Here is a 23,213-nt window from a genome sequence, read left to right on the forward strand (position 1 = left end):
TAATTACAAATTTGCTACAGCCTTATATGATCTATTTATAAACATAATTATTAATTAAATTTATTCTTTATTTCATTGATAGTTGAATTTATTGAATCTAAAGTATTTAATTTATCCGTAAGTTGCTTTATTATCTCTTGATAATTTCTTTCTCTTTCTTCTTGCTTTAAATCCCTAGTTTCCTGTGCTTTTAATATGTATACTATGAGTACACAACTTAATATCACCCAAATCCCTTGAGTTGTAGCCGATTTTATTAATTCATCAAACATAATCTCCCTCCTTGCATAACCTAACAAAATTTATACTTATATATAGAATATACGTTCTATAACCATATATACTATATATGGAAGTAATTTTATTTCAAATATTAGGCACATGAAAATAAATAACAAGTCTAAAACTGCCATGACTATTTTTCATCGTGACATCATAGCGGGCCTATTATGGTATTTTGCTGATGAGCAGAGAACCAAAATCTATGATTTTGTGTGAATCGCTTACTCAGTGAGCATAGCGAGTCGAGCTTCATTTATGATGGAAAATAGGCTGGCAGATGGACTTGTCATTTTTTTGATTGTGCCTTATATGTAAATATATAAAAAATGGAGTTATACAGGAGGTTGCATATGGATTATGAATATATTGAAAGCCTAGTATTTAAATCTAAAAATGGTGATACATTATCTAAAGAAGAGCTAACCTACGAATTTCGCCCTTTAATAATTAGCATTTCAAGAAAAACTTTTCTTCATGGCTATGACAAGTTTGATATCCAAAATGAATGTTATAGAACACTTTTTAAATGTGTTGGTTTATATAACCTGGAGAATCATAGATTTGTTGCTTATGCTACAAATGCAATTAAGAATAACATTAAGGATTTAATTAAAAGATCTAAAACGCGAAGTTCTGCTGAAGGACATGAGGCACTTTGCCTTTCTGACAATTTGGAGCATAGCCTAACTTCAGATGAAGACACCTTAGAAAATTCACTTTGCACTAAATGTGATTATGAAGATTTAAGATTTGCTATTAGTAATTTAACAGATGCAGAAAAGGAACTTATTAAATTTGTATTTTTTAAACATAATACAGTTAGAACTTATGCATCGAAGAAAAACATGTGCTACTCCACTGCTAATCAAAGGAAAAAGGTTGCTTTAAACAAACTAAGTAAATATATAAATAAACTTAAATATGCATAATAAAATCCTATATATATGTTACAAAAAATAATCTGCATCAATTAGGTAACAGTATCTTAATTTTCTAAAAAATTAAAATTATAACTTATATATTATAATTTTAGGCTATGTTAATGAACAGTGTTGATAATATAGCCCATAATAATGGAACTCATTTTCAAGAGTTCCATCATTTAACAATTTAATAAAAACACCCAATAAATTTACTATAGATTATGCTCGTTTTTTATATTTTCCAAATGCTTTTTCAGCATCTAAATGTACATTTTTAATGAAAAGTACAAACCATACAACAAAAGCAATCCAAAAGCATACTGCTCCACCGAATAATGACAACACTGCTCCAATCAAATAAATCATTGCATATATAAAGAAAAATCTACGCTCATCTTTGCTCAAACGAGCCTCATCATATTCTTCTCTTTCTTCCTTAGTCTTAGTATTATATCCAGATATAAGACCACATGCTTTTTCTTTTAGAATCAAAAATATCATTCCAATTAATAAAAATATTCCTGCCATAACCAAGCCAACTATTGTCCAAATATACTTTTCCATTAACTTTCAACTCCTTCCGTAAATATAATGCTTTCTTGACATTTTCGTACAATCATCCATTTGTTTAATTATATACTACGTAACCACAAATATTTAAATATTTAGGAAAATCTGTTTTCTTTTATAGATAACCAGCCCAAAAGGTTTACTTATTCATTGGTATAAAGCTTGATTTTACCTACATATTTTCCGAGGAATAAGTAAAGTTTACTTCGTGGTTATCTATATAGATACCCACCCCTTAAGTTATACTTATACTATGAATATATCTCCAACTAGAAATAAAGGGGCCTGCTTTTGCGTAATGTTACATTGAAAATTTTGATGGCTGCGCTTCTTAAGTGAAATTCCAAATCTATGATTTGGTTAATTGAACTTACTCAGCGAACGTATGTGAGTCGAGTTTCCTTTATATAGTCCAAAATGCTTGTTCAAAAAGTGAGAATCGGAATTTTACATTTCGTTCTTCGAACTTTCTCTGTGAGCGCTTGCCTTTGGGGCTAGCATTTTGGGTACAACTTGTAATCTTAGAAGCACCCATCAAAATCTTCCGTAACTGGAGCAAATGCATGACCTTCATTTCGGCGGGCATACACTTAAGTATAGTTTTCGCCGTGGGTATCTATAATTAAAAAATTTAGAATAATCTAACATTCTATTGACAAAATAAATAGGTATTACATATAATGTTCATATGAACAGATATTCATATATTCATATGAAAGGAAGATACGTGTGGAAAATAATAATATTACTAATATTGATAGTTGCAATTGTACAATAATTCATGAAGATGTAATTAATAAGGTTAAATCATCTATACCTGAAGATGAAACACTTTATGATTTAGCTGATTTATTTAAAATATTTGGAGATTCAACAAGGATAAAAATACTATGTGGCTTATTTCAAGCTGAAATGTGTGTTTGCGATATAGCTGCACTACTTGGAATGACTCAATCAGCTATTTCACATCAATTAAGAGTTTTGAAACAATCAAGGCTTGTAAAGTACAGAAAAGAAGGAAAAATTGTTTATTATTCTTTAGAAGATGAACATGTTAAAAGAATCTTTGATCAAGGGCTAATTCATATATCTGAGAAAAAATAAATCAACATTATGGGGAGGGCAAACAAATGAGCAAAGAATTTAAAAATCTTAGTAATGGGGATTTAAAATTAAAACCTAAGGGCAATATTAATATAAAATCTAAGAGTAATATAAAACCCAAAGGTAATATCAATATAAAACCTAAGAGTAATATTAATATAAAGCCACGAGAATTTAGCAATAATAATATTAAAAAGGAATTTATTCTTGAAGGATTAGGTTGTGCTAACTGTGCTGCAAAGATAGAAGAAAAAGTTAGTAAGATTAACGGAATTAATTCAGCTAATGTGAACTTTTTAACTAAAACTTTAACTTTAGAAATTGGAGAATCAAGTATAACACAAGAATTAATCGCAACAATAACTGATATTGTTCAAAAAATAGAAGCTCATGTAAAGGTAAAAGAAAAGCAATCAGACAAATTGTTGAAAAAAGAAATATTACTTCAGGGATTGTGTTGTGGTAACTGTGCTGCAAAGATAGAGAGAGAATCTAATAACATTGATGGTGTAAAATCTGCTGTTGTGGATTTTGTGTCTACGAAGCTTATTATGGAAATAGATAATCCATCTAAACAAAATACTATTATTGAAACAGTTAAGGAAATAGTTAAAAGAATTGAACCAGATGTTAATGTAATTGTATCTGAAGATAACGCTAAATTATTAATAAATAAAGCTGAAGAAGACGAGGAAAATAATAAGGGTGAAATAATTAAGTTGGTTATTAGTGCAGCTATATTCATTATTGCTACTGCATTTAAATTTTCATTTGCATTAGAACTTGTTCTTTATCTAATAAGTTATATACTTGTTGGTGGCGAAGTGGTATTAAGAGCATTAAAAAATATAGTAAGAGGTCAAGTATTTGATGAAAACTTCCTTATGAGTGTAGCAACTATTGGTGCTTTTGCTATTGGTCAGTATCCAGAAGGTGTAGCAGTTATGCTTTTCTATCAAGTAGGAGAACTTTTCCAAGATATGGCTGTTAATCATTCAAGAAAATCTATTTCAGCTCTTATGGATATAAGGCCTGATTTTGCTAACTTGAAAACAGGAAATGAAATAAAAAAAGTATCACCTGAAGCAGTTAGTGTAGGTGATATTATATTAGTAAAACCAGGAGAGAAAGTTCCACTAGATGGCATCGTAATTGATGGTAACTCTATGGTAGATACATCAGCTTTAACTGGTGAATCAGTGCCTAGAGAAGTAGTTGTAGGCGATAATATCTTAGGTGGAGTTATTAATAAAAATGGACTTCTAACAATTGAAGTAGAAAAAGAGTTTGGAGATTCTACTATTGCAAAGATCTTAGATTTAGTTCAAAATGCAAGTAGTAAAAAGGCTCCTACAGAGAATTTTATAACAAAGTTTGCTAGATACTATACACCTATTGTTGTATTTTCAGCACTAGCATTGGCTATAATACCACCACTTGTTATGGATGGAGCAACATTTTCTGAGTGGACATATAGAGCATTGGCATTCTTAGTAGTATCTTGTCCTTGTGCCTTAGTTGTATCTATACCTCTTGGTTTCTTTGGTGGCATAGGTGGAGCTTCAAAAAATGGAATACTTGTTAAAGGTGGAAACTATCTTGAGGCTTTAAATAACGTTGAAATTGTAGTATTTGATAAAACTGGAACACTTACAAAAGGTGTATTTAAGGTAACAGAAGTAAAACCACAAAACAATATTTCAAAAGATGAACTTATAAGTTTTGCAGCATATGCGGAAAGTTACTCAAATCATCCCATAGCTACATCTATCATAAGTGCTTATGGCAAGGAAATAGTTAAGAATGCAGTAGGCAATTATGAAGAAATATCAGGTTATGGTGTTAAGGTTGTATTTGAAGGAAAAGAAGTTTTAGCTGGTAACTATAAATTAATGAATAAAGAAAATATTCTCTATGAACAAGTAGAAACTATAGGTACAGTAGTTCACATTGCTGTAGACAAAAAATATGCAGGATATATAGTTATCTCAGATGAGGTAAAAGATGATTCGGCAAAGGCTATAAAAGCTTTAAAAGCTATTGGAGTTAAGAAAATAGTAATGCTAACAGGTGATAATAAAACAGTAGGAACAAAAGTTGCAAAACAATTAGGTATAGATGAAGTTTATACTGAATTACTACCAGACCAAAAGGTTGAAAAGTTGGAATTACTCGATAAAGAAAAATCATCAAAAGGTAAATTAGTATTTGTAGGTGATGGAATAAATGATGCTCCAGTTTTAGCTAGAGCTGATATAGGTATAGCAATGGGCGGAGTAGGTTCTGATGCAGCAATTGAAGCTGCTGACGTAGTTATAATGACTGATGAACCTTCAAAGATTGCTGTTTCAATAAAAATAGCAAAGAAAACAAGAACTATAGTAATGCAAAATATATTCTTTGCTTTGGGTATTAAATTGATTTTATTAATTTTTATAGCATTAGGCATGGGTACTATGTGGGAAGCCGTATTTGGTGATGTTGGCGTAACTGTACTTGCAGTATTAAATTCTATGAGAGCTATAAAAACAGAAAATATATAGATATGAAGCACAATTAAAAAAATGGGGCTGTTGCACAATGAATAAAAATTCATTATGCACAGTCCCTTTTGCATAATTCATATGAAATAGCAGATCTTTTATACAAATGTTTTTAATAAACAACCATTTTGCAACAATCCCATTTTTTCATATGCCTAATCTTAAGCGCAGTCATAATGTTATGGCTGCACTTTTTACTGTCTTGTAAGATTTATGATACAATTCCCCATCTGTTCACTAGACTGTTCGTCACCATGGTGGTCATCATTATGATCATGTTGAATTATTTCATGTGTATGATTATGTTGATGTTCTTCCTTTAGTAAAAGTGCTGACCCAATAAGACTTTCATTCATTTAATGAGAAATTTCCTTTGTAAATATCCACTGCTTTTCCTTAATGTCTCTGCCTTTAACAACAACATTATTACCATCAACCTCAATATACAGCCCCTTAATATAAGGTTCTTGCCTTCTACCACCTTTACTATTTTCATCAGGTATAATTGTATAATGAACAGCTCCAGTATGAAGCATTGTAAATGGTTGATCTAACTTTACACTATTGCTATCTAAATCTCTATGGCTATGAGATGAAAATAATATTACCTCTGGATATTGGGATAATATTTCTCTAATTTTATTACTTTGATCAGATCCAACCCAACCTTTATTCCCACTATTATTAGCACTATCTAAGGGTTGATGCAGAAATACAAATATAGGTTTTCCCTTTTGATATTTTTCAGCGAGGGCCTCTTTTAACCATTTTTGTTGATCTTCAGATATAAAAGCTCTCACTGAATCTAATGTTTCTGAATTACCATCCTCAGATCCTAGAGATATAAAATGATAATCATTTACCCATGTATCATGATACACTTTTTCTTCACCAGAAAATTCAAGATATCTATTCATAAAGATTTGAACTTGCTCAGGTGAATTCACATCTATGTCATAATTAAAAAACTCATGATTACCTATATTTTTAATAATTGTCTTAGGTAACAAATCTTTATTTTTACTTATAGTTTCTTTAACTGAATCATACTGCGTCTCAATACCTTGATCTACAGTATCTCCATTTAATACTAAAGCATCCATACCAGGATTTATTGTATACAAATCGTTAATAGCCTCTTGGAAGCTGTCAATATTCTCATGAACATCCCCCAGTACTGCAAACGTAAGATCTTTATCAGGTACTGCTGACACTACCCTTTTATCCATAGGTTTAGGTTTGTTCATATACATAACTAATATTATCCCTATAAGAACCACCACAATTGTACTGCATATTAATTTAATCTTTTTCATTTTTATCACCTCTACTATAAAACATTTTTATTTGATAGCCAACTTCCACTTGAATCAAGTTTCACTTTATCTATAAATATATCCCACTTTTCATATTATACTCATGATTTTCAAAAATCTACTGTATTTAATAATTATAGTTTTCCAAAGATTTCTATGTAATTTTCCAATCGAAGTCATATATACTCTATGAAACCAATTTGAAAGGAGGCTAAAATTATGGCTATTATAGAAATGCCTGAATCAACTGCCCTTATTATTGAAGTACAAAAAGGTGTTGATAGGGCAGGGGATCCAATCTACACTAATAAAACTTTCTCAAATTTAAGAAATGATGTTGCTGTACAAAATGCTTATGATGTGGCAGAAGCAATTAAAGCTGTCTTAGAAGCAAACACAAGAGATACTTTCTTAAATAAAACTGCTACTCTAATCAATAACTAAGAAAATTTTAATTATTAAATGGAAACTTTGAAGGGAGGTTTTATAAATGGAATATGTTTTATCAATGACTTTTTTAACTGAATTTGGTATAAAGTCAACTTTAAGCATTAATGGGGTTAAGCCTACTATCACACAAGTAGAAGCTAATGCTCTAATGGATACTATAATTTCAAAGAATGTTTTTTTAACAGCATCTGGTGCTCTATCAAAAAAAGAAAGTGCCCAATTGACTGAAAGAAAAATCACTAAATATGAAGTAGCTTAATATTGAATAATCATAACTATTTTAAAAATCAGGTATACAAATTTTAGATTTGTATACCTGATTTTTTAATTTATTAAATAATGCTTGTTTATTTATTTATTTCAGAACCAGTACTATTCTCAATTACCAAAGTTCCGATTCCGATTCCTTTTAACACATCTTCTAATTCATATACTTCTCTAAGTTTTAAACATTTATCCATTCCCAATTCAATAGCATCTCCAGCATTCATGTTTGTTTTTGTTTCATATGCGTATTGAAATATATCTTCAAACATATAATAAACGTCCTCTTCCTCTTCATAAGTGCCATAAAAAGCATATTCATGAATACCATATGCATTGTTACCTTTTGTAACAAACCAAACTTTATCATTGTGAGGTATTCTTAAAAAATTTCTCCATATTAATAAAGCAGATGTGGAATAAAGTTCTTTTGCATTATCATCTTCAAATATTTTTTTTATTAAAAAAGCTGTTAACACCTTGCAGCTATAGAAATTAGCCATCCCTAATAAATTATAATCTAAAAATCCATAAGCTAATTTTGCATATGAATCATAAACTTTACTTTGATCTGTACTTTCTCCAGCATAATAAGCAATTATATGATAATTATGTTGTCTCATTGCATCTAATTCTTCTTTTTTTGCATAAGTAAATTCTATTGTGCAATTACATATTTCCTCTGACATTGGAGCATTTCTTTCAAGTAACCTAAATATTTCATTACCAATTGTTATTTCATAATATAAAACACTTTTTTCATATTCATCAAGTATTGTCTCAACTTTAACTTTATCATTAGTTATTTTACTTATTCTTCGAATTATTATTTCCCTATCCATTACAAATGATTTAGGAAATAATAATAAAAGTGCAAATGTGTTCTTTTTATTTTCCTCATTAGTATTTTCTTTTATTGATTCTATACTTTTTTCTTTTATTAGGTCTTTGTTTTTCTCGTCTAGATTACTTTTTTCCTTTAAACAATTAATCATGTTTCCCTCCCACAATTCATAAACTAAATCGTTTACCCATATAATCTTATAATATACATAAATTAACTTTTATGTATATTATAATCCATATCTTACCATAATTATATTGTTTTTTCTACCTTTTTATTTTTCTAATAACTCCTTAAATACCCTATTATGCTCTACATCCTTACTAAAAGCTTGAATAACCCTTATAATTTGCTCTCCACCTATTTTCTCATTAGAATTCACAGCAATTCCTATGACATAAGCTTTTATTATCCTATAACTATTAATTAGTACTTTAACGCTTTCATTCAAACTTTCTCCTTTATTAAAAGGAATCAAATCCTTAAAAATCTGATTTACTAAGTAATTTTCAAATACATGAGAATTCTCTTCTAGCTCATTAAAATATTTAGGTGTGTTCTCTAAGTAATTGCACATATTATTTTCACTTAAAATTCCTGCTTTATATTCTTTTACACACTCTTTTAATTTTACACTTCTTATATTTTTCACAAGGTCATCCTTGGCAATGCTTATGTAAAATTCATTATGTTCCTCAAAGGCTACGCCCTTTAAATCTTCATAATCCGTTGATTCATCATTGAAATCCTCTAAGAGTTCTTCTATATTATCAAACTCCTGTGAATTGTACAGTTCTTGAATTTGCTCATAAAAACTCCTAAGAATATTTAATCTCTCTTCTATGGAAAAACTTCTATTTTGCATAATATTTATGGATATTACTCTTATATCCCAAAAATATTGAAGTAGGCTTTCAGTGCCTTCAAAGGCTTCGCAATCAATAATTCTTCTTATTTCAATATTTTTTTCGTCTATGTCCTCGCTATCTTCAATAAATTCCATTTTATCTTTATTTAAAAAGGCTCTATTACATATTTCTATACACGAAGGTAATCCACTTTTTTCATACACGTTATCTACAATATTAAATACTCTAGGATAGCTCTTGCAAGTTATGCAAAGATTCTCTTGCCCCTCCCCTCCATGTATATCACAAAGCATATTTGAATTCAAAAATAGACATCTATTTTCATCTTTAATTACCATAAATCCATGATTAAAAGAATCGTGTTCATCTTTATTTAAAGTAAACTTTCCTTCTAATAATTCCTTAAGGTCTCCAGTACTATTCACGTATTTATTATAAGTATCCTCATCTATATTTATATCCCAGCCAGCACAACAACTATCAGTACAGCTTGAACTTATGCATTTAAATTCCATCATATATTTAGGTAGAAAAGTATTAACTTTCATATAGTACACCTCTTATTTAAATTTTAACATTGTTAAAATTTTAAAGCATATGAAAAAAAATAACAAGTCCGTATATTAGTTTGACTCATTATTTTCCTTCATATGCCTAAATCCATATTAAATATAACTTCACAATTAAAATAAGAGATAACCATTATTATATGTCTATCTCTCAAACTTTAGGAGTATGTGAAGTATTTTATGTTTTTGCATCTAAAGTATTTTTATGTATTTGTATCTTTAGTTTCTTTATATCTTTAGTTTATTTATCGCTTTATATCTTTAGTTCATTTATCGCTTTGTATCTTTAGTTTATTTACGTCTTTAGCTTCTTTAATTTCTTTACATCTTTAGTACATGTATATATTAACATAATGCGACAAATTAATCCATGTTTTTTTGTAATATATAATGATATTTATTTCGACAAACTCATTATTATAGTCAAAACCTATAGATTTCTTCTAAATTTCATATTACGAAATGAAATAGTAGCTCCAAAATCTACTCTTTAATTATTATTTATTTCAAACTTATTTTAAGACCTACTATATGAAATTTCACTCAAATATATCAAGGCGCCCACTTTCTATATGCTCCATTTTATTTAAAACAAAAGATGCAGTCAAATTAATGACTGCATCTATATATAAATTATTGGGGGGGTATTGAGTTGGAGATTTTTATTCTTTTGTATATTTATATAATAACACAATACGACAAATTATTATACACTTTTTGATAAATCATATTATTTTTTTAATCTTATTCTTTCTTCGAAGAATTGTCTTACGTAACTCGTCAACTAGTAAAACCAATACTGGCCATATAAAAAGAAATCCCCATTCATGCAAGCCAATCGGTGCAGTATTAAAAACTCCATTTAAGAAAGGTACATAAATAAGTATACAAAGTAATGATAACTCAAAAGCAATTCCTAGCAATATTTACTATTTCCCTTCTTTTTACCTGTTAATTATACATTAGACAGATAAAAAAATAAGACAAGGATATATCCACATATCCTTGTCCTAAATCTATTATGATATTATACGATCATTAAAAACTTTTTATAATTTTCAATGCCATCTTCTCTATTAGTCTTTTCTAACCATTTTTCATATGTAGCAAAGTTTTCTTCTAATATGCTTATATTTATTTCACTACCTTTGCATTTCTTTCTTTCTGCATACATAGTTATTTTTATTAATTTTCCCATTTTATTAAGTTCCTCCATTTATTTCTTTGAATATATTTAACTTTAATCCAAAAATCTAAATCCAGAAATTAGTAGATAATTACTCGAACGTTTGTAATTTTATATACATTATATTTCTCATATCTGCTATTTATTTTTGTTCTATTGGTGATATTAATCATAATGAACATTATGATATATGTTATATCTCGAAATTATAATTAAAGGTATTTTTATTCCTAAGGTCAATCTTAAAAACAATATCTATATCTTATTAAAAATCAAATTTCACTAAATTAATATAAATTCAAAATAAAAAAGCACTATAGCGAGCAGTGCTTAAGTCTTTAAATTCATATTCTATAAATCTATTCCAATAGCCCTAAAATATATATATTCTAGGATCTTTGTTTTTGTCGTACTAAAGTTCTCTTTTATTATAATATACTATTTTTCGCAAAAAATCAAATTGTATTTTTTCCTAATCGACATATTAACTTGTAATAAATTAATATTTTACCATTTAAACCACATTATATTATGTATTACTTTGTGAACTAGATTTATTATTACTAAGTACATAAAACAATGTACTTCTAATTTACTTTAAATATCAATATATAATCTACTTCTAGTTTACCTTAAATATGAATATATATTAATACTTTAATTAAACAAACATTAGGCACAGTCAAAAAAATAACAAGTCCATTGCCTTACAATTGTAACATCCTAAAATTATGGAGGAGAAATTTATGGTATTACTTTTATTATTATTAAGTGGAATCTGTTGGATAGTAGTTTATCTTCAATTAATTTTTCTAGGTTTTAAGGACAAAACCTACGGAATGCCATTTGTTGCATTAGCACTTAATTTTTCTTGGGAAGCACTTTATTCTTACATTGATTTAAAAAACAATACAGCAACTATTCAAACTTGGTTTACCTTAATATGGCTTGTTTTAGATATTTTAATTGTTTTTACTTACTTAAGATACGGAAAAAAATATTTTCCAAAACAAACAAATAAAGAATACTTTATGCCTTGGACTATAATTATATTTATAATGTCATTTGTTGTTCAATATTTCTTCGCTTTAGAATTTGCTGCTTTAGGAAAAGTATACTCAGCATTTCTTCAAAACCTTATAATGTCCATATTATTTATTAAAATGCTTGTTAGTAGATCAGACATGAAAGGTCAAAACCTAACTATTGCACTAAGTAAATGGATTGGTACTTTAGCACCTACTATTTTATTTGGAATTATCTATGGAAATAAGTTGATTCTTGTTCTTGGAATATTCTGTTCATTATTTGATATCATCTATATATACTTTTTGAATAATATTAAGAAACTATCTTTTAAACGCTCAAAATCTACCACAATGCTAAACTCAAAGTAAACGTATAAATTTGGCTATGTTTTAATATGGTGTTGAAATATAACCAAAAAAAATTATAGGTGGGGTTGTCCACCTATAATAATCAATATCAGAAAAATGTGCGTTAACTCAACTACACATTTTGCTCGTTTTGTTCACTCAGACAAATTGGAATTTGTCGTTTAGCGAAGTTTTATATATGCCATACATATAGTTCAATATCATAATTACTTTTTAATAATACTCAATATAAAATTTAGGGTTGCCTAACTCATGAAGTTATAATATTGGTTATTAACAGTCACTTATAGAATAATTTCATAAAGTTTATAAAGTATACAACATATTGATACAACAAAAGTTATTCCTACAAATATCTTTGTACCTACTTTTGCTTTCGTATCCTCCTTTAATGATATACTTAATGAAATAAGATTAAGTATTGATATTAAAATCCAAAATATATAATCAATACTTTTAAATAATACTATACTTATTACAAGTATAGTATTAGCTATAGGATAGATACTATTAAATTTTTCTTTCATTTTTATACACTACCTTTTATTTTCTAAATGGCTAAAATAATTAAGCAACAGTTCGTTCTTCATTCTAAATTATTTTCACTCTGCAAATTACTATTTATCTACTACTACACAGTTAATTACCAGTGTGTCACAGCATAAGAATATTACATATTAATCTTAGTCTTTGCAGTTAATTATAAGCCTGTAAAGTCATAACATTTACTCTATGTTTTTTTTCTGCAAAATCCATAGTAACTTCTTTAATCTTTTTATATCCTAAAGCAGACCAAAAGTTCGCACCTTTTTGATTATCTTCGATAACACCTATTCTAAATGACTTTGCTCCTAAATTAATTGCCCATTCAACTAATGCTTCATGTACAATTTTCCCCAACCCAGTTCCTCTTTCTTGTGGTTCAATAAGCATTAATCCCAACATCCATTCTCCGTCAATTGGATAATCTTTCACAATATCAATTATCCCAACTAATTCATCATCAATTTTATATATACCCAAAACAAACTTGTCCTTATAGTTTTTGTTTGGAGGTATAGTGGTGAATATTTCAACTATATCTTCTTTAGATGGTAATATTCCGTCATGCAATACATAATAATCTGAACATTTCTCACATAGTTCCTCAACAATCTTATGATTATTCTTGTAAAGAATTTTAATCTTATATCCATTCATTAAATTAATATTTTCCACAATGTATTTCCTCCGATATGATTCATCCCCAATTAAAATTATGTCATAAATCATTTTAATTACAATATTACGTTTTATTGGAATATTATGCACCAACTAATTTAATAATTAAAAATATTAATAAAACCCATACTAAAATAATTGGAATAGCAAGATACCATTTTTTAGGTTTTCCGTCACGCCATAAGTTTTCTGCTTCAACTCTACACTGCATAAATATTTCTTCTGGTATAAATTTTATTGTTATTGCTATAAGTATTGGAACTAAAATTATGTCATCTAACAAACCTATTACTGGTATAAAATCAGGTATAAAGTCAATAGGTGACAATGCATATCCAATTGCAATTCCTGCAAAAATCTTTGCTATTACTGGTGTTTCTTTTTTATTCAAAGCAATAAATAAAGCAGGTATATCTGATTTTAATTTTTTTGCTCTATCTTTAAAATCCATTATTCATATCCTCTCTTCATTGTAACTACTTTTATTTCGCACTTTTAAGAAAATTGTGCTTTATGGGGAAATTAACATTTGAAGCCCGATAACTGTCATGAGAATACCTACAAATTTAATAAACCTCTCTTTTTGCATCTTATCAATTATCTTTTTTCCAGCCCAAGTCCCCAGAATCATGGCAAATCCCATAAATAAACCAATACCAATTGTATAAAATCCTATACCAAGGTATTTCTGATATATAATTGTTTTTGAAATATGCATAGCAATTGCTGTTACTGCTTCACTTGCGATATAAGAAGTTGGTGTAAGGTTAAGCGAAAGAAATAATGCTGCTCCTATTGGTCCAGCACTACCAACAAGACCAGAAATCAATCCTACCACCGCTCCACCTATAAGTATTGTTATATTATTGGGTTTAAATTTAAGAACTTTAAAATACTTTAATGCAACAAAAAGAATAATTGTAAATCCTATCCCTCTTGTAATTAAATCTTTAGGAACTTCTACAAATGAAAATGCACCTAAAATACTCAAAGGAACAGCTCCTATAATAAATACAAATACAGGTTTCCATGTAATTTGCCTGAAACCAAAAAATGCTCGTGATAAATTACCAATTAATTGTGCTATCGTGAGTATAGGAACAGCTATTTCCGTTCCTATTGTTTTAGATAAAAGAGGGAGTAATAATAACGCGCCTCCAAAGCCTGCCGCACCTGATATTGCTGCTGCAAAAAAACTACCAATAAACAATACAACATATATACCTATTGAATTCAAAGTTGCACCTCCACAAAACTAGTATTACGCCACAATCTACCAGTATGCATTAATTATAGCATAATTTGTAAATACCGCATTATTCAATTTTCAAAGAACAATTTCTTATTTGTTGCGTCAAAAATAGTATGACGCAACAAATATCACATTGAACAATGTGATATTTCAATTTATTATTCACTTTTATAATTTTATTTCCGATGTCTTTATTCAAATTTCAAATTTTAATTTATAGATTTAACTTAGTAATATTCAAAATCTTAGTATTTAATAACTACATTTAATGCGTGATCCACATCTCCAGCGGCTTCAATAGCACATGAAAGTTGTTCCCAAGGGAATTCATGAGTTATGATAGATTCTATATCCCATTTGCCACTTTCCATAATAGCCATAACATCATTCACATCTTCTGGCTTATATCCACCACTACCAATCAATGCATGTTGAGCAAAAGTCATAGCTAGAATATCTACTGGTCTCTTGCCAGCCAGAACTGCAACAACCACCATTCTACATTCAAACTTACCAATCTCTTGATACAGTTCTAGGATAGAAACTGCGCCAGCTGCGTCAATATATATGTCTACATCTGCTGTTGCTCCATTTAAGGAAGGAGCTTCACCAAAGTATTGTATTGCTTTAGATTTTAGATCTTCCCTGCTATTATTACAAACTTCCATACCAAGCCCCTTTGCTTTTTCTAATCTTAAATCAGAAAAGTCACATATCATAACCTTGTTACACCCAAAATATTTTAATGCAATCGCAGTGGCAATACCTATAGTTCCTGCTCCAAATACAATCGCATTTTCTCCCTGTTTCGGATTTGCTCTACGTGCTGCACGACAACCTACTGTAAATGGCTCAATTAAGCTGGCTTCTTTTGAAGAAATTTTATTACTTACCGCATACACTTGTTTATTTAACTCAGCATTTGGAATTAACATATATTCTGAAAATCCGCCTATAGTACCAGCACGCATAGGATCACCTTTAGCAAGAAGAGGATATGGATATACTCTATCGCCCACTTTGATATTTTTCACATTTTTACCTACTTGCACTACTTCTGAAACCATTTCGTGACCAAACTCGCCACCGACAGTAATTTTATGTCCAGTGCCTGGACCATGGAAATAAACAGCCACATCTGTACCACAAATACTTGAATATATATTCTTAACAATAATATCATTATCACCAGTTAATGGCATTTCCATCTCTATCAATCCAATATTTTTCTGACCATTATAAATAGCTGCTCTCATAATTAACATCTCCTTTACTTCAACACTTGTTTCGTTAATGTAAATATAGTATATTATGATTAACATTGAGAAACAACCATCATTATTACTACATATGTTGTAATAATAAATAGGAGAACTAAAATGAATATAAAAAATAATGAGAGATTTCAAAATACCGAATTAAAAATACAGCGAACTTTATTAGAATTGTTAGAAAATAAAGATTTCAATAAAATTACCGTTCAAGAAATATGTACCTCAGCTAAGATAAACCGTTCAACATTTTATTCACATTATTTAGATGTTTATGATTTAATAGACAAAACAGAACTAAATATGCATAATAAACTTATCACTCTATATGAAAATACAGGAATTTCAAAAGCAAATTTTCTTAGTACTAAATATATTACTATATTTTTAAAATTTATATATCAGTATAAAAATTTTTATCGTGTACGTCTGCAAACTCGTAAAAATTTTCCTATCGAACAAGGCTTTGAGACATTGTTAAACGAAATTATTAAACCATATTGTCAAAAGAAAGGCTTTAAATCTGAAAGTGAAATGATGTACTTCTTTGTCTATATTCAAGCGGGCTTCACAATGATGCTAAAGCGCTGGGTAGATAATGATTTCAATGAATCACCAGAAGAACTTTCTGAAATCATTTTAAAGTGTATTTCTTACGGATTTGACTTTTAATAATTTAGCGAATTTAAGATGAATAAACTTCACTTGCAAATTATTCGTCTTATTTAAGTTCTATAAGAAAGTTGATTTATATAGGCTAATATGAAGTTAGCTATTGATTATAACATTTTTGTAAATATCACATAATTGAATTTTTAAAGAACATTTTACTTCGTCAAATGAAAATTGCGTATTAAACGAAATGAGAAGTATTTACAAGTTTGAGTTCGGCTTATCAAGTTTAAGTTGTTCTTCACCCCATACAGACAATTCTTTCAATGCAGGAAGTAGTGCTTTACCTCTTTTTGTTAAAGCATATTCAACTTTAGGGGGAATCGTTTCATATTGGATTCTAACAACAAGATTGTGTTCTTCTAATTCTTTTAAGGATTTTGTAAGCATCATATTAGTAATGCCTTTAACTTTTCGTTTTAATTCATTATATCTAGTGAATTTATTATCAAATAAGTACCACATAATAGGTATCTTCCACTTTTTCCCGATGACATCTAATGCGTATATAAGGGGGCATTGTGTTTCATATTTATCATCACTAGGAAATTCTACATTGGAATGCTTATCATTATTCATAATTACAACTCCTTTAAATTCAATAGTATACTTTTTCATACTAACACAGAAAAAACTGCGTACTTATGTATTTCTAACTTTGTGATATATAATTATCACATAAAATCATAAATGCAAAAATAAGTGAAAAAAATATAAAGAAATTCAAGGAGTGTTACTATTATGAAAGTGATTGCTATCAACGGAAGTCCAAGAAAAAACGGAAATACCGTTACATTATTACAAAAGGCTCTTGAAGGGGCTAAATCTATGGGTGCTGATACTGAAATTGTACATCTATATGACTTGAATTTTAAGGGTTGCACCAGCTGCTTTGCCTGTAAACGAAAAGGCAGTAAATACAACGGTCACTGCGCCATGAAAGATGATCTAACGAGTATCCTAGAAAATATTTTGAAATGTGATGTTTTACTGTTAGGTTCACCATTATATTTTAATAGTGTTACCGGAGAAATGCGTTCGTTTTTAGAGCGTTTGTTATTTTCAATTTATACATATAATACTGCTAATCCAACATTTTTTAAAGGTAAAGTAGATGTTGCAGTCATCTATACGATGAATGCAACAGCTGAAAATATAAAACAGTCCAACATGGAAGAATCTATATTCGACCATTTAAAGAATTTACTGAAATTGTTATTAAATGGAACATCAGAATTTTTACTTTCCACCGATAACTATCAGTTTAATGATTACTCTAAGTATGAGTCATCAATATTTGATGAAAAACATAAGGCACAAGTAAAAATAGAACAATTTCCTATCGACTGCCAAAAGTCCTTTGATATAGGCGCTAGGCTAGCAGTTCATATATAAAAACATAAGGCACAAAAATGTGCGTACTTGTTATTATGTTTATTAACGAATAAAGTAGTAACATTAATAAAATACTAGATATAAATGAAATAGTTTTATAGCGATAAATAATTTAGGAGGCAAAAAAAATGAAAAAAAATTTAGGTGCTAAACTTATGGTCTATCCTACACCAGTTTTGGTTGTATCTACTTATGATAAAGAAGGTAATCCAAATACCATGGCTGCTGCTTGGGGGGGGATTTGCTGCTCGTCTCCACCCTGCGTGACGATTTCATTGCGTAAAGCTACTTATACTTATGATAGCCTTATGGAAAAGAAGGCTTTCACAATAAATATCCCTTCAGAAAACTATGTTAAAGAAGCTGATTATTTTGGCATAGTGTCAGGGAAAAAGGAAGATAAATTTGCAAAAACCGGACTTACACCGGTAAAAAGTGAATTTGTTGATGCCCCTTATATAAGTGAATTTCCAATAAATATAGAGTGTAAAATTATACAAGTTATTGAACTTGGCTTGCACACTCAGTTTATTGGTGAGGTTATGAATGTTAAAATCGATGATACTATACAAGAAAAAGGAAATCAACCGATTATAGAGCAAATAAAACCCTTAATATTTGCTCCTGATAGTGCAAATTACTATGGTATTGGGGAGCAAGTTGCTAAGGCATATTCTATAGGTAAGGAGATCGGATAATAAATGACAGCTTTCTATGATAATATAAAATATCATAGGAGGCTGTTTTTTATACAAATCATTGAGTTCCCCTATAACTTCTCTTGATGTTGAACAATAAATTACTATTACGTTTATTAGAATAAAGAGAATTACTTTAAATACACGTCATGTTTATAATTTATGGATGATACGCTTATATATTATTTCAGCCCCTTGCTTGGCGGAAATCTCACTTACATCTATTTTCTCTGTGTCCATTCTATAATAATTACTTAACCTTGGCACACTTCTCTTAATGACATCTTCGTTCCTAATTCCCTGTCTAATGTCTCCTGCAATTCTTGCAATTAATGATTGCTCCGAGCATACAATAGAGAACTTATATAATTTACAATCGTGTTTGTTCAATCTTGATAGTACATCATCAAGAATTATTTGTTCGTGCATTACCCAACAGAAAATAATATTTTCATATTCTGTACAGGAAATAAAATTATTTAAGAGATAACTAATATTATCAATTACCATATTTTTTGTTTCGTCAGTAACAATAAAAGGTGACATATCCCAACACCAATCACCGTCAAGAAAAACACATTTAGGCAATAGTTTTTGCAGTTCTTTACTCGTTGCTGTTTTTCCTATACCCATTGTTCCATTTATAAAAATAAGATTTTTCATCATACTTCCTCTCAATCATTTAACTCCTACTTAATTCGCATAAATCTACCAATACGCATTGATTATAGCATATTTTGTAAATATCCCATTATTCAATTTTCATTTTACTCATTAAATATACATATTATTCATAAGTTGTAATATATTTTTACCACTATTTATCCTAATTACCCATTCTTCACCTAGCTTTGTCAGTTCATTGTTTGTTCTATCATGCATGCATCTTATCATGGCATTTGCAGCATAAACTAATTAGGTTATCACTAACACGTTTTAAGTCTGCAACAACACATTATGACAAAAAAATACCACACTGAATCAATGTGATATTTTTGTTTATTATTTATTTATACTAATACACCATATAAGAATACTGTGCAGTAAAGATTATTTATATGGAAATAACTATTAGTAATAGTTATTTCCATATAAAAAGTTATTCAGCCTTTTATAATACATTGAACGTAACAAGTTAATACGTTATATTACATTCAAACTGAATTCTTCAAGGAATGTTCAATACCCAAAGTGACAGTAATTCAATTGCATTTGTGTTACTTTCAGAATACCAAGACACACTTAAGCTAACACTCAATTATATCTTATTTATTAACATTCTAGATATAATGCATGCTGATAGCATAAGAAAACTTACACCAAGAGAAACATTTAATCTACAAGAAATTTCCTAATTATGACCTTCTTCTTTTCAGAAAGATTTAGCCAAACGAAATCCTAGATCATCTATTCCAAATGAGGGATGCCCACGACGACGGCAAGTAGCTCCGCATCCTCTAGCCTGTTCAGCCCAGCTCCCACCACGAAAAATACGATATTGACCATATGTTTTTTCATCGTACAAATCCCAGCACCATTCCCATGTGTTTCCTAACATATCGTATAATCCCCAATTATTAGGCTCTTTTTTACCCACCTCATGAATCCTGCCTTCCGAATTCTCACAATACCAAGCAATGTCCTCTATCTCTCCATACCTATAACCTGTTGATGTAGATTTACAAGCATACTGCCATTCTGCATCTGTCGGCAACCTATATCCATCGGCATTCCAATCACAAAACACATTACTGCCATTTAGTTCAAAAGTATAACATTCATTCAATCCACATTCCTTTGAAAGTAGATTGCAGAATGAAATAGCATCGTACCAAGATACATTCACAATTGGTGTATAATTCACCTCTATATTATCTTGTACCTTATGAAAGATTACTTCATATAAGCTTTTTGTAACTGGATATTTAGCAAGAAGAAAAGGCTTAATTTCAAATTTTCTTTTAATTTCTGTCAAATTTCCCTTTTGTCCAGGTATGCTCATTTTAGAATCTGAACTAATCCATTTCTGTTCATCGCGATAATTCCTCAAATATTCCACACCACCAGGAATACGTATCATTTGGTTATTTAAATAATTCTTTATATTACTATCCATAGATTTCACTCCCATAACCTTGAGTTCATTATTCCTTTTGTATTTAATATTATTTTCTGTGCTTCATCGTTTAAGTGAGAGTCCAAATTTTATATTTGGCTGCTCGAACTTACTCAGCGAACGTATGTGAGTCGAGTTTCCTTAATATTATACTGCTATCTTCTGAACACACATTTTGAAACTTATATTTATTCTTCCAAAGAGCATGCCAATTATTATCATTATTAAAACACCAATTATACCTGCCACAATTTCCATTTAAATACCTCTTTTATTACTTTTTTGCATTATTCCATCGCCAAAAATCACCATTTATATGGTACATCCTTAAATTGGAATTTTAAAACCACTAGTTATACTCATATTATTGGGTATACAACCTTAAATTCTTCACAAACGACAGGCATATTTTCTGTAAATTCTTGACCAATCTCTTTTAGCTCCATAGAGAAAATTTCAGAATGACATTTTCTCCAAGATGTAAGTGTACGATCAAGCTCACCTTCTTTATATGCATGTTCCTCCTTCACTTGGTTGAAAGGTATTGTATATATTTTTATCGTTTCTGTGATACAAACAGCTTCTCCTTTTGTATTTAATATCAAATTATATCCTCCAACTGATGGCAATGGAGCATTTTCTGCAACATAACAAGGATACGCACTAGCTGTTGCAGTTTTAATCCCATTTAATACTAATTCAGCCAATAAGTCTGGCATGTCAGGTGTATTTCCACCAAATGCCCATGCCTCGTAATTTTTAGCATTTATGTTAACTTTAATATATTCATCCCACATTTGTATTTCAGTCATTTTCTTTCCCCTCTTTATATAATCTCTCTAACAAATTACTGTTTATATTACTCAACTTCAAATCGAAATTTTTAATAGTTACCGTTTTCTTTATTTTGTTTTCGCAACATTCCACACCTGTTTTCTGGCAAGTACTCAAATTGATGCTTGTTATATAGCAAGTCAGCAGGCTTATTTGCTATTAGGCAAATATAACTATCCTCGTGTGTATTCTCTTCAAAGTAACTGTCAATGGCCTTCATAATTTTCTCTGCATAACCTTTACGCTGATACTTCTTGTCTACCATAATATCACTCACAACGTAGGTTATACCGCCATCGCCAACTACTCTGCCGAATCCAATCAGTTCTTCTTTGTCATATAGGCATACTGTAAACAAGGAATTCTTTAATGCAATCTGGCTTCTATTTAAATCTTTATTTCCCATTCCAGAACGTAGCCGAAGGCTCACATAGTCTTGGGCTGCTGGAGCTTCATAAGCAAGTTTCATACTCATCTTTTCTCCTCTACAAATTACTCTTTATCTACTACTACACAGTTAATTACAATGTTGTAGCAACTACAAAATCTTGATTGTTATACCTTTTAAGAAAATTGTGTTGTAAGTCATTTCTTCTCTTTAAGAATTGAATCTGCACTAAATGTTCCAACTAATTATATATCCGTATAAAAAAAACACCATATTAGGAAAGTTGAATTAAATAAAGTAAATGTAAGTAGTTGAAAGATAATTAAAATCATTCCTTAAATAGTTCTATACATTTTTCTGAAATTCTCTTTCCAAATACGTTGAAAAGTTCCTTACTTTCTTCGAAATTTTCTTTTAAGGCTACTGGCCCTAAATGAATATATGGTTCACCTATTGCGGAACCGCCAGAATAAACTAACATTCCTCTTACCATAAGATGAATAATAATTGTTAAAATAGCAGTATCTGCTCCCCCCTGTGGGAAATTTGCAGTAGCAAAAACTCCCCCTATTTTACCTGAAAGATTACAGTCACGCGATTCATCAAACCATTTTTTAATTTGCCAGCAAGTATTAGCATAATAAGTTGGAGTTCCAAAAATAACAGCTTTACTTTCCTTTATATACTCATAATCTATATTTTCAATATCAAATATTCCCACTTCAATATTTTCTATAGTTTTCATACCCTTTGCAATTTCTTCTGCCATTGTATGTGTCTTTCCCGTTTTACTAAAATAAATAATTGATAATTTCACTTTTAACCTCTCCTCAAATTTCAATTTTATACTTATCATTTTGTTCTATATGCTTCCATTCAATAGTTTCAAGATAATTGTTCCTGTAGTCTGGGTGAATAAATAACATTTCCAAAGTATATTCATTGTTCTGCTTAATTCCAACTGTATAAGCTCCAACAGTATTATCACCATATTTTACTATTACGTTTTTAAAGAAAACTACGTATTAAGAACTTTCACAAATAACATT

Annotated in this window: 26 protein-coding genes; 9 read left to right on the forward strand and 17 right to left on the reverse strand. The window is 29.5% G+C overall.

All coding sequences use genetic code 11. From position 1 onward, the window contains the following. Positions 1–50: 50 nt before the first annotated feature. A complete protein-coding gene (locus DIC82_19095) occupies positions 51–272 on the reverse strand; it encodes a UviB-like protein (GenBank protein ID AWK52967.1) in 222 nt (73 codons plus the stop codon). Between the two features lie 360 nt (positions 273–632). Between DIC82_19095 and DIC82_19100 the strand changes: the two genes are divergently transcribed. Beyond that, positions 633–1,211 carry a sigma-70 family RNA polymerase sigma factor gene (locus DIC82_19100; protein AWK52968.1) on the forward strand — a complete coding sequence of 193 codons (579 nt, stop codon included), beginning with the start codon at positions 633–635 and terminating at the stop codon, positions 1,209–1,211. 213 nt (positions 1,212–1,424) lie between these two features. Here the strand turns inward: DIC82_19100 and DIC82_19105 are convergent, their stop codons facing one another. After that, positions 1,425–1,769 (reverse strand): hypothetical protein, encoded by a 345-nt coding sequence (locus DIC82_19105; GenBank protein ID AWK52969.1) that lies wholly within the window; start codon positions 1,767–1,769, stop codon positions 1,425–1,427. Positions 1,770–2,504: 735 nt separating this feature from the next. Here DIC82_19105 and DIC82_19110 point away from each other — a divergent pair. Continuing rightward, positions 2,505–2,879: a transcriptional regulator gene (locus DIC82_19110; GenBank protein AWK52970.1), complete on the forward strand. Its 375-nt coding sequence runs from the start codon at positions 2,505–2,507 to the stop codon at positions 2,877–2,879. A gap of 26 nt (positions 2,880–2,905) precedes the next feature. Then, complete coding sequence (cadA, locus tag DIC82_19115) at positions 2,906–5,422, forward strand: cadmium-translocating P-type ATPase (GenBank protein AWK52971.1); 2,517 nt, start codon at positions 2,906–2,908, stop codon at positions 5,420–5,422. 356 nt (positions 5,423–5,778) lie between these two features. Here cadA and DIC82_19120 read toward each other — a convergent pair whose 3' ends face one another. Continuing rightward, positions 5,779–6,738, reverse strand: a complete 960-nt coding sequence (locus tag DIC82_19120; protein ID AWK52972.1) for a phosphohydrolase — start codon at positions 6,736–6,738, stop codon at positions 5,779–5,781. 219 nt (positions 6,739–6,957) lie between these two features. Here DIC82_19120 and DIC82_19125 point away from each other — a divergent pair, with 219 nt between their 5' ends. Both DIC82_19125 and DIC82_19130 read left to right on the forward strand, forming a co-directional pair. Beyond that, on the forward strand, positions 6,958–7,182 hold the full coding sequence (locus tag DIC82_19125) for a hypothetical protein (GenBank protein ID AWK52973.1): 225 nt from the start codon (positions 6,958–6,960) through the stop codon (positions 7,180–7,182). Between the two features lie 46 nt (positions 7,183–7,228). Continuing rightward, complete coding sequence (locus tag DIC82_19130) at positions 7,229–7,447, forward strand: DUF2922 domain-containing protein (GenBank protein AWK52974.1); 219 nt, start codon at positions 7,229–7,231, stop codon at positions 7,445–7,447. An 88-nt stretch (positions 7,448–7,535) separates the two neighbouring features. Here the strand turns inward: DIC82_19130 and DIC82_19135 are convergent, their stop codons facing one another. The 3 genes from DIC82_19135 to DIC82_19145 all read right to left on the reverse strand — a co-directional run bounded on the left by DIC82_19135 (position 7,536) and on the right by DIC82_19145 (position 10,660). Next, entirely contained in the window at positions 7,536–8,447 is a 912-nt protein-coding gene (locus tag DIC82_19135; GenBank protein ID AWK52975.1) for a hypothetical protein, read from the reverse strand. A gap of 123 nt (positions 8,448–8,570) precedes the next feature. Next, positions 8,571–9,713 carry a lysine-N-methylase gene (locus DIC82_19140; GenBank protein ID AWK52976.1) on the reverse strand — a complete coding sequence of 381 codons (1,143 nt, stop codon included), beginning with the start codon at positions 9,711–9,713 and terminating at the stop codon, positions 8,571–8,573. Between the two features lie 746 nt (positions 9,714–10,459). Continuing rightward, positions 10,460–10,660, reverse strand: coding sequence for a hypothetical protein (locus DIC82_19145; GenBank protein ID AWK52977.1), 201 nt, complete (start codon positions 10,658–10,660; stop codon positions 10,460–10,462). A gap of 1,006 nt (positions 10,661–11,666) precedes the next feature. Between DIC82_19145 and DIC82_19150 the strand changes: the two genes are divergently transcribed. Continuing rightward, on the forward strand, positions 11,667–12,317 hold the full coding sequence (locus tag DIC82_19150; protein AWK52978.1) for a hypothetical protein: 651 nt from the start codon (positions 11,667–11,669) through the stop codon (positions 12,315–12,317). Positions 12,318–12,601: 284 nt separating this feature from the next. On the opposite strand, the gene DIC82_19155 is transcribed toward DIC82_19150, so the two are convergent. From DIC82_19155 to DIC82_19175, 5 genes are all read right to left on the reverse strand, one after another. Continuing rightward, positions 12,602–12,844 (reverse strand): hypothetical protein, encoded by a 243-nt coding sequence (locus tag DIC82_19155; protein AWK52979.1) that lies wholly within the window; start codon positions 12,842–12,844, stop codon positions 12,602–12,604. Positions 12,845–13,013: 169 nt separating this feature from the next. Beyond that, complete coding sequence (locus DIC82_19160; GenBank protein AWK52980.1) at positions 13,014–13,535, reverse strand: N-acetyltransferase; 522 nt, start codon at positions 13,533–13,535, stop codon at positions 13,014–13,016. An 85-nt stretch (positions 13,536–13,620) separates the two neighbouring features. After that, entirely contained in the window at positions 13,621–13,992 is a 372-nt protein-coding gene (locus DIC82_19165; protein ID AWK52981.1) for a hypothetical protein, read from the reverse strand. A 57-nt stretch (positions 13,993–14,049) separates the two neighbouring features. Then, positions 14,050–14,766 (reverse strand): sulfite exporter TauE/SafE family protein, encoded by a 717-nt coding sequence (locus tag DIC82_19170; GenBank protein ID AWK53141.1) that lies wholly within the window; start codon positions 14,764–14,766, stop codon positions 14,050–14,052. 269 nt (positions 14,767–15,035) lie between these two features. Then, positions 15,036–16,046: a theronine dehydrogenase gene (locus DIC82_19175; protein ID AWK52982.1), complete on the reverse strand. Its 1,011-nt coding sequence runs from the start codon at positions 16,044–16,046 to the stop codon at positions 15,036–15,038. Between the two features lie 123 nt (positions 16,047–16,169). Here DIC82_19175 and DIC82_19180 point away from each other — a divergent pair, with 123 nt between their 5' ends. Beyond that, entirely contained in the window at positions 16,170–16,733 is a 564-nt protein-coding gene (locus tag DIC82_19180; protein ID AWK52983.1) for a hypothetical protein, read from the forward strand. A 201-nt stretch (positions 16,734–16,934) separates the two neighbouring features. Here the strand turns inward: DIC82_19180 and DIC82_19185 are convergent, their stop codons facing one another. Next, entirely contained in the window at positions 16,935–17,312 is a 378-nt protein-coding gene (locus DIC82_19185; GenBank protein AWK52984.1) for a transcriptional regulator, read from the reverse strand. A 162-nt stretch (positions 17,313–17,474) separates the two neighbouring features. Here DIC82_19185 and DIC82_19190 point away from each other — a divergent pair, with 162 nt between their 5' ends. Together DIC82_19190 and DIC82_19195 are read left to right on the forward strand one after the other, a co-directional pair. Further along, positions 17,475–18,128 (forward strand): flavodoxin family protein, encoded by a 654-nt coding sequence (locus tag DIC82_19190; protein ID AWK52985.1) that lies wholly within the window; start codon positions 17,475–17,477, stop codon positions 18,126–18,128. 128 nt (positions 18,129–18,256) lie between these two features. After that, positions 18,257–18,826, forward strand: a complete 570-nt coding sequence (locus DIC82_19195) for a flavoredoxin (protein ID AWK52986.1) — start codon at positions 18,257–18,259, stop codon at positions 18,824–18,826. A 153-nt stretch (positions 18,827–18,979) separates the two neighbouring features. On the opposite strand, the gene DIC82_19200 is transcribed toward DIC82_19195, so the two are convergent. The 5 genes from DIC82_19200 to DIC82_19220 all read right to left on the reverse strand — a co-directional run bounded on the left by DIC82_19200 (position 18,980) and on the right by DIC82_19220 (position 22,981). Continuing rightward, positions 18,980–19,489 (reverse strand): nucleotide kinase, encoded by a 510-nt coding sequence (locus DIC82_19200; GenBank protein ID AWK53142.1) that lies wholly within the window; start codon positions 19,487–19,489, stop codon positions 18,980–18,982. Between the two features lie 709 nt (positions 19,490–20,198). Next, positions 20,199–20,942: a cytoplasmic protein gene (locus tag DIC82_19205; protein ID AWK52987.1), complete on the reverse strand. Its 744-nt coding sequence runs from the start codon at positions 20,940–20,942 to the stop codon at positions 20,199–20,201. 359 nt (positions 20,943–21,301) lie between these two features. Beyond that, complete coding sequence (locus tag DIC82_19210; protein ID AWK52988.1) at positions 21,302–21,754, reverse strand: RNA-binding protein; 453 nt, start codon at positions 21,752–21,754, stop codon at positions 21,302–21,304. A gap of 71 nt (positions 21,755–21,825) precedes the next feature. Next, complete coding sequence (locus DIC82_19215; GenBank protein AWK52989.1) at positions 21,826–22,245, reverse strand: GNAT family N-acetyltransferase; 420 nt, start codon at positions 22,243–22,245, stop codon at positions 21,826–21,828. Positions 22,246–22,492: 247 nt separating this feature from the next. Beyond that, positions 22,493–22,981, reverse strand: a complete 489-nt coding sequence (locus tag DIC82_19220; protein AWK52990.1) for a flavodoxin — start codon at positions 22,979–22,981, stop codon at positions 22,493–22,495. Positions 22,982–23,213: the final 232 nt, after the last annotated feature.

This window comes from Clostridium beijerinckii (assembly GCA_003129525.1).
Classification (GTDB): Bacteria; Bacillota; Clostridia; order Clostridiales; family Clostridiaceae; genus Clostridium; species Clostridium beijerinckii_D.

Excerpts from the sequence above, each read along its gene's own strand:
- DIC82_19105 (AWK52969.1), bottom strand. The coding sequence starts at position 1,769 with ATGGAAAAGTATATTTGGACAATAGTTGGCTTGGTTATGGCAGGAATA.
- DIC82_19185 (AWK52984.1), bottom strand. The coding sequence starts at position 17,312 with ATGAATAATGATAAGCATTCCAATGTAGAATTTCCTAGTGATGATAAA.
- DIC82_19215 (AWK52989.1), bottom strand. The coding sequence starts at position 22,245 with ATGAAACTTGCTTATGAAGCTCCAGCAGCCCAAGACTATGTGAGCCTT.
- DIC82_19095 (AWK52967.1), bottom strand. The coding sequence starts at position 272 with ATGTTTGATGAATTAATAAAATCGGCTACAACTCAAGGGATTTGGGTG.
- DIC82_19205 (AWK52987.1), bottom strand. The coding sequence starts at position 20,942 with ATGGATAGTAATATAAAGAATTATTTAAATAACCAAATGATACGTATT.
- DIC82_19135 (AWK52975.1), bottom strand. The coding sequence starts at position 8,447 with ATGATTAATTGTTTAAAGGAAAAAAGTAATCTAGACGAGAAAAACAAA.
- DIC82_19200 (AWK53142.1), bottom strand. The coding sequence starts at position 19,489 with ATGAAAAATCTTATTTTTATAAATGGAACAATGGGTATAGGAAAAACA.
- DIC82_19120 (AWK52972.1), bottom strand. The coding sequence starts at position 6,738 with ATGAAAAAGATTAAATTAATATGCAGTACAATTGTGGTGGTTCTTATA.
- DIC82_19150 (AWK52978.1), top strand. The coding sequence starts at position 11,667 with ATGGTATTACTTTTATTATTATTAAGTGGAATCTGTTGGATAGTAGTT.
- DIC82_19100 (AWK52968.1), top strand. The coding sequence starts at position 633 with ATGGATTATGAATATATTGAAAGCCTAGTATTTAAATCTAAAAATGGT.
- DIC82_19190 (AWK52985.1), top strand. The coding sequence starts at position 17,475 with ATGAAAGTGATTGCTATCAACGGAAGTCCAAGAAAAAACGGAAATACC.
- DIC82_19130 (AWK52974.1), top strand. The coding sequence starts at position 7,229 with ATGGAATATGTTTTATCAATGACTTTTTTAACTGAATTTGGTATAAAG.
- DIC82_19210 (AWK52988.1), bottom strand. The coding sequence starts at position 21,754 with ATGACTGAAATACAAATGTGGGATGAATATATTAAAGTTAACATAAAT.
- DIC82_19195 (AWK52986.1), top strand. The coding sequence starts at position 18,257 with ATGAAAAAAAATTTAGGTGCTAAACTTATGGTCTATCCTACACCAGTT.
- DIC82_19180 (AWK52983.1), top strand. The coding sequence starts at position 16,170 with ATGAATATAAAAAATAATGAGAGATTTCAAAATACCGAATTAAAAATA.
- cadA (AWK52971.1), top strand. The coding sequence starts at position 2,906 with ATGAGCAAAGAATTTAAAAATCTTAGTAATGGGGATTTAAAATTAAAA.
- DIC82_19155 (AWK52979.1), bottom strand. The coding sequence starts at position 12,844 with ATGAAAGAAAAATTTAATAGTATCTATCCTATAGCTAATACTATACTT.
- DIC82_19175 (AWK52982.1), bottom strand. The coding sequence starts at position 16,046 with ATGAGAGCAGCTATTTATAATGGTCAGAAAAATATTGGATTGATAGAG.
- DIC82_19140 (AWK52976.1), bottom strand. The coding sequence starts at position 9,713 with ATGAAAGTTAATACTTTTCTACCTAAATATATGATGGAATTTAAATGC.
- DIC82_19125 (AWK52973.1), top strand. The coding sequence starts at position 6,958 with ATGGCTATTATAGAAATGCCTGAATCAACTGCCCTTATTATTGAAGTA.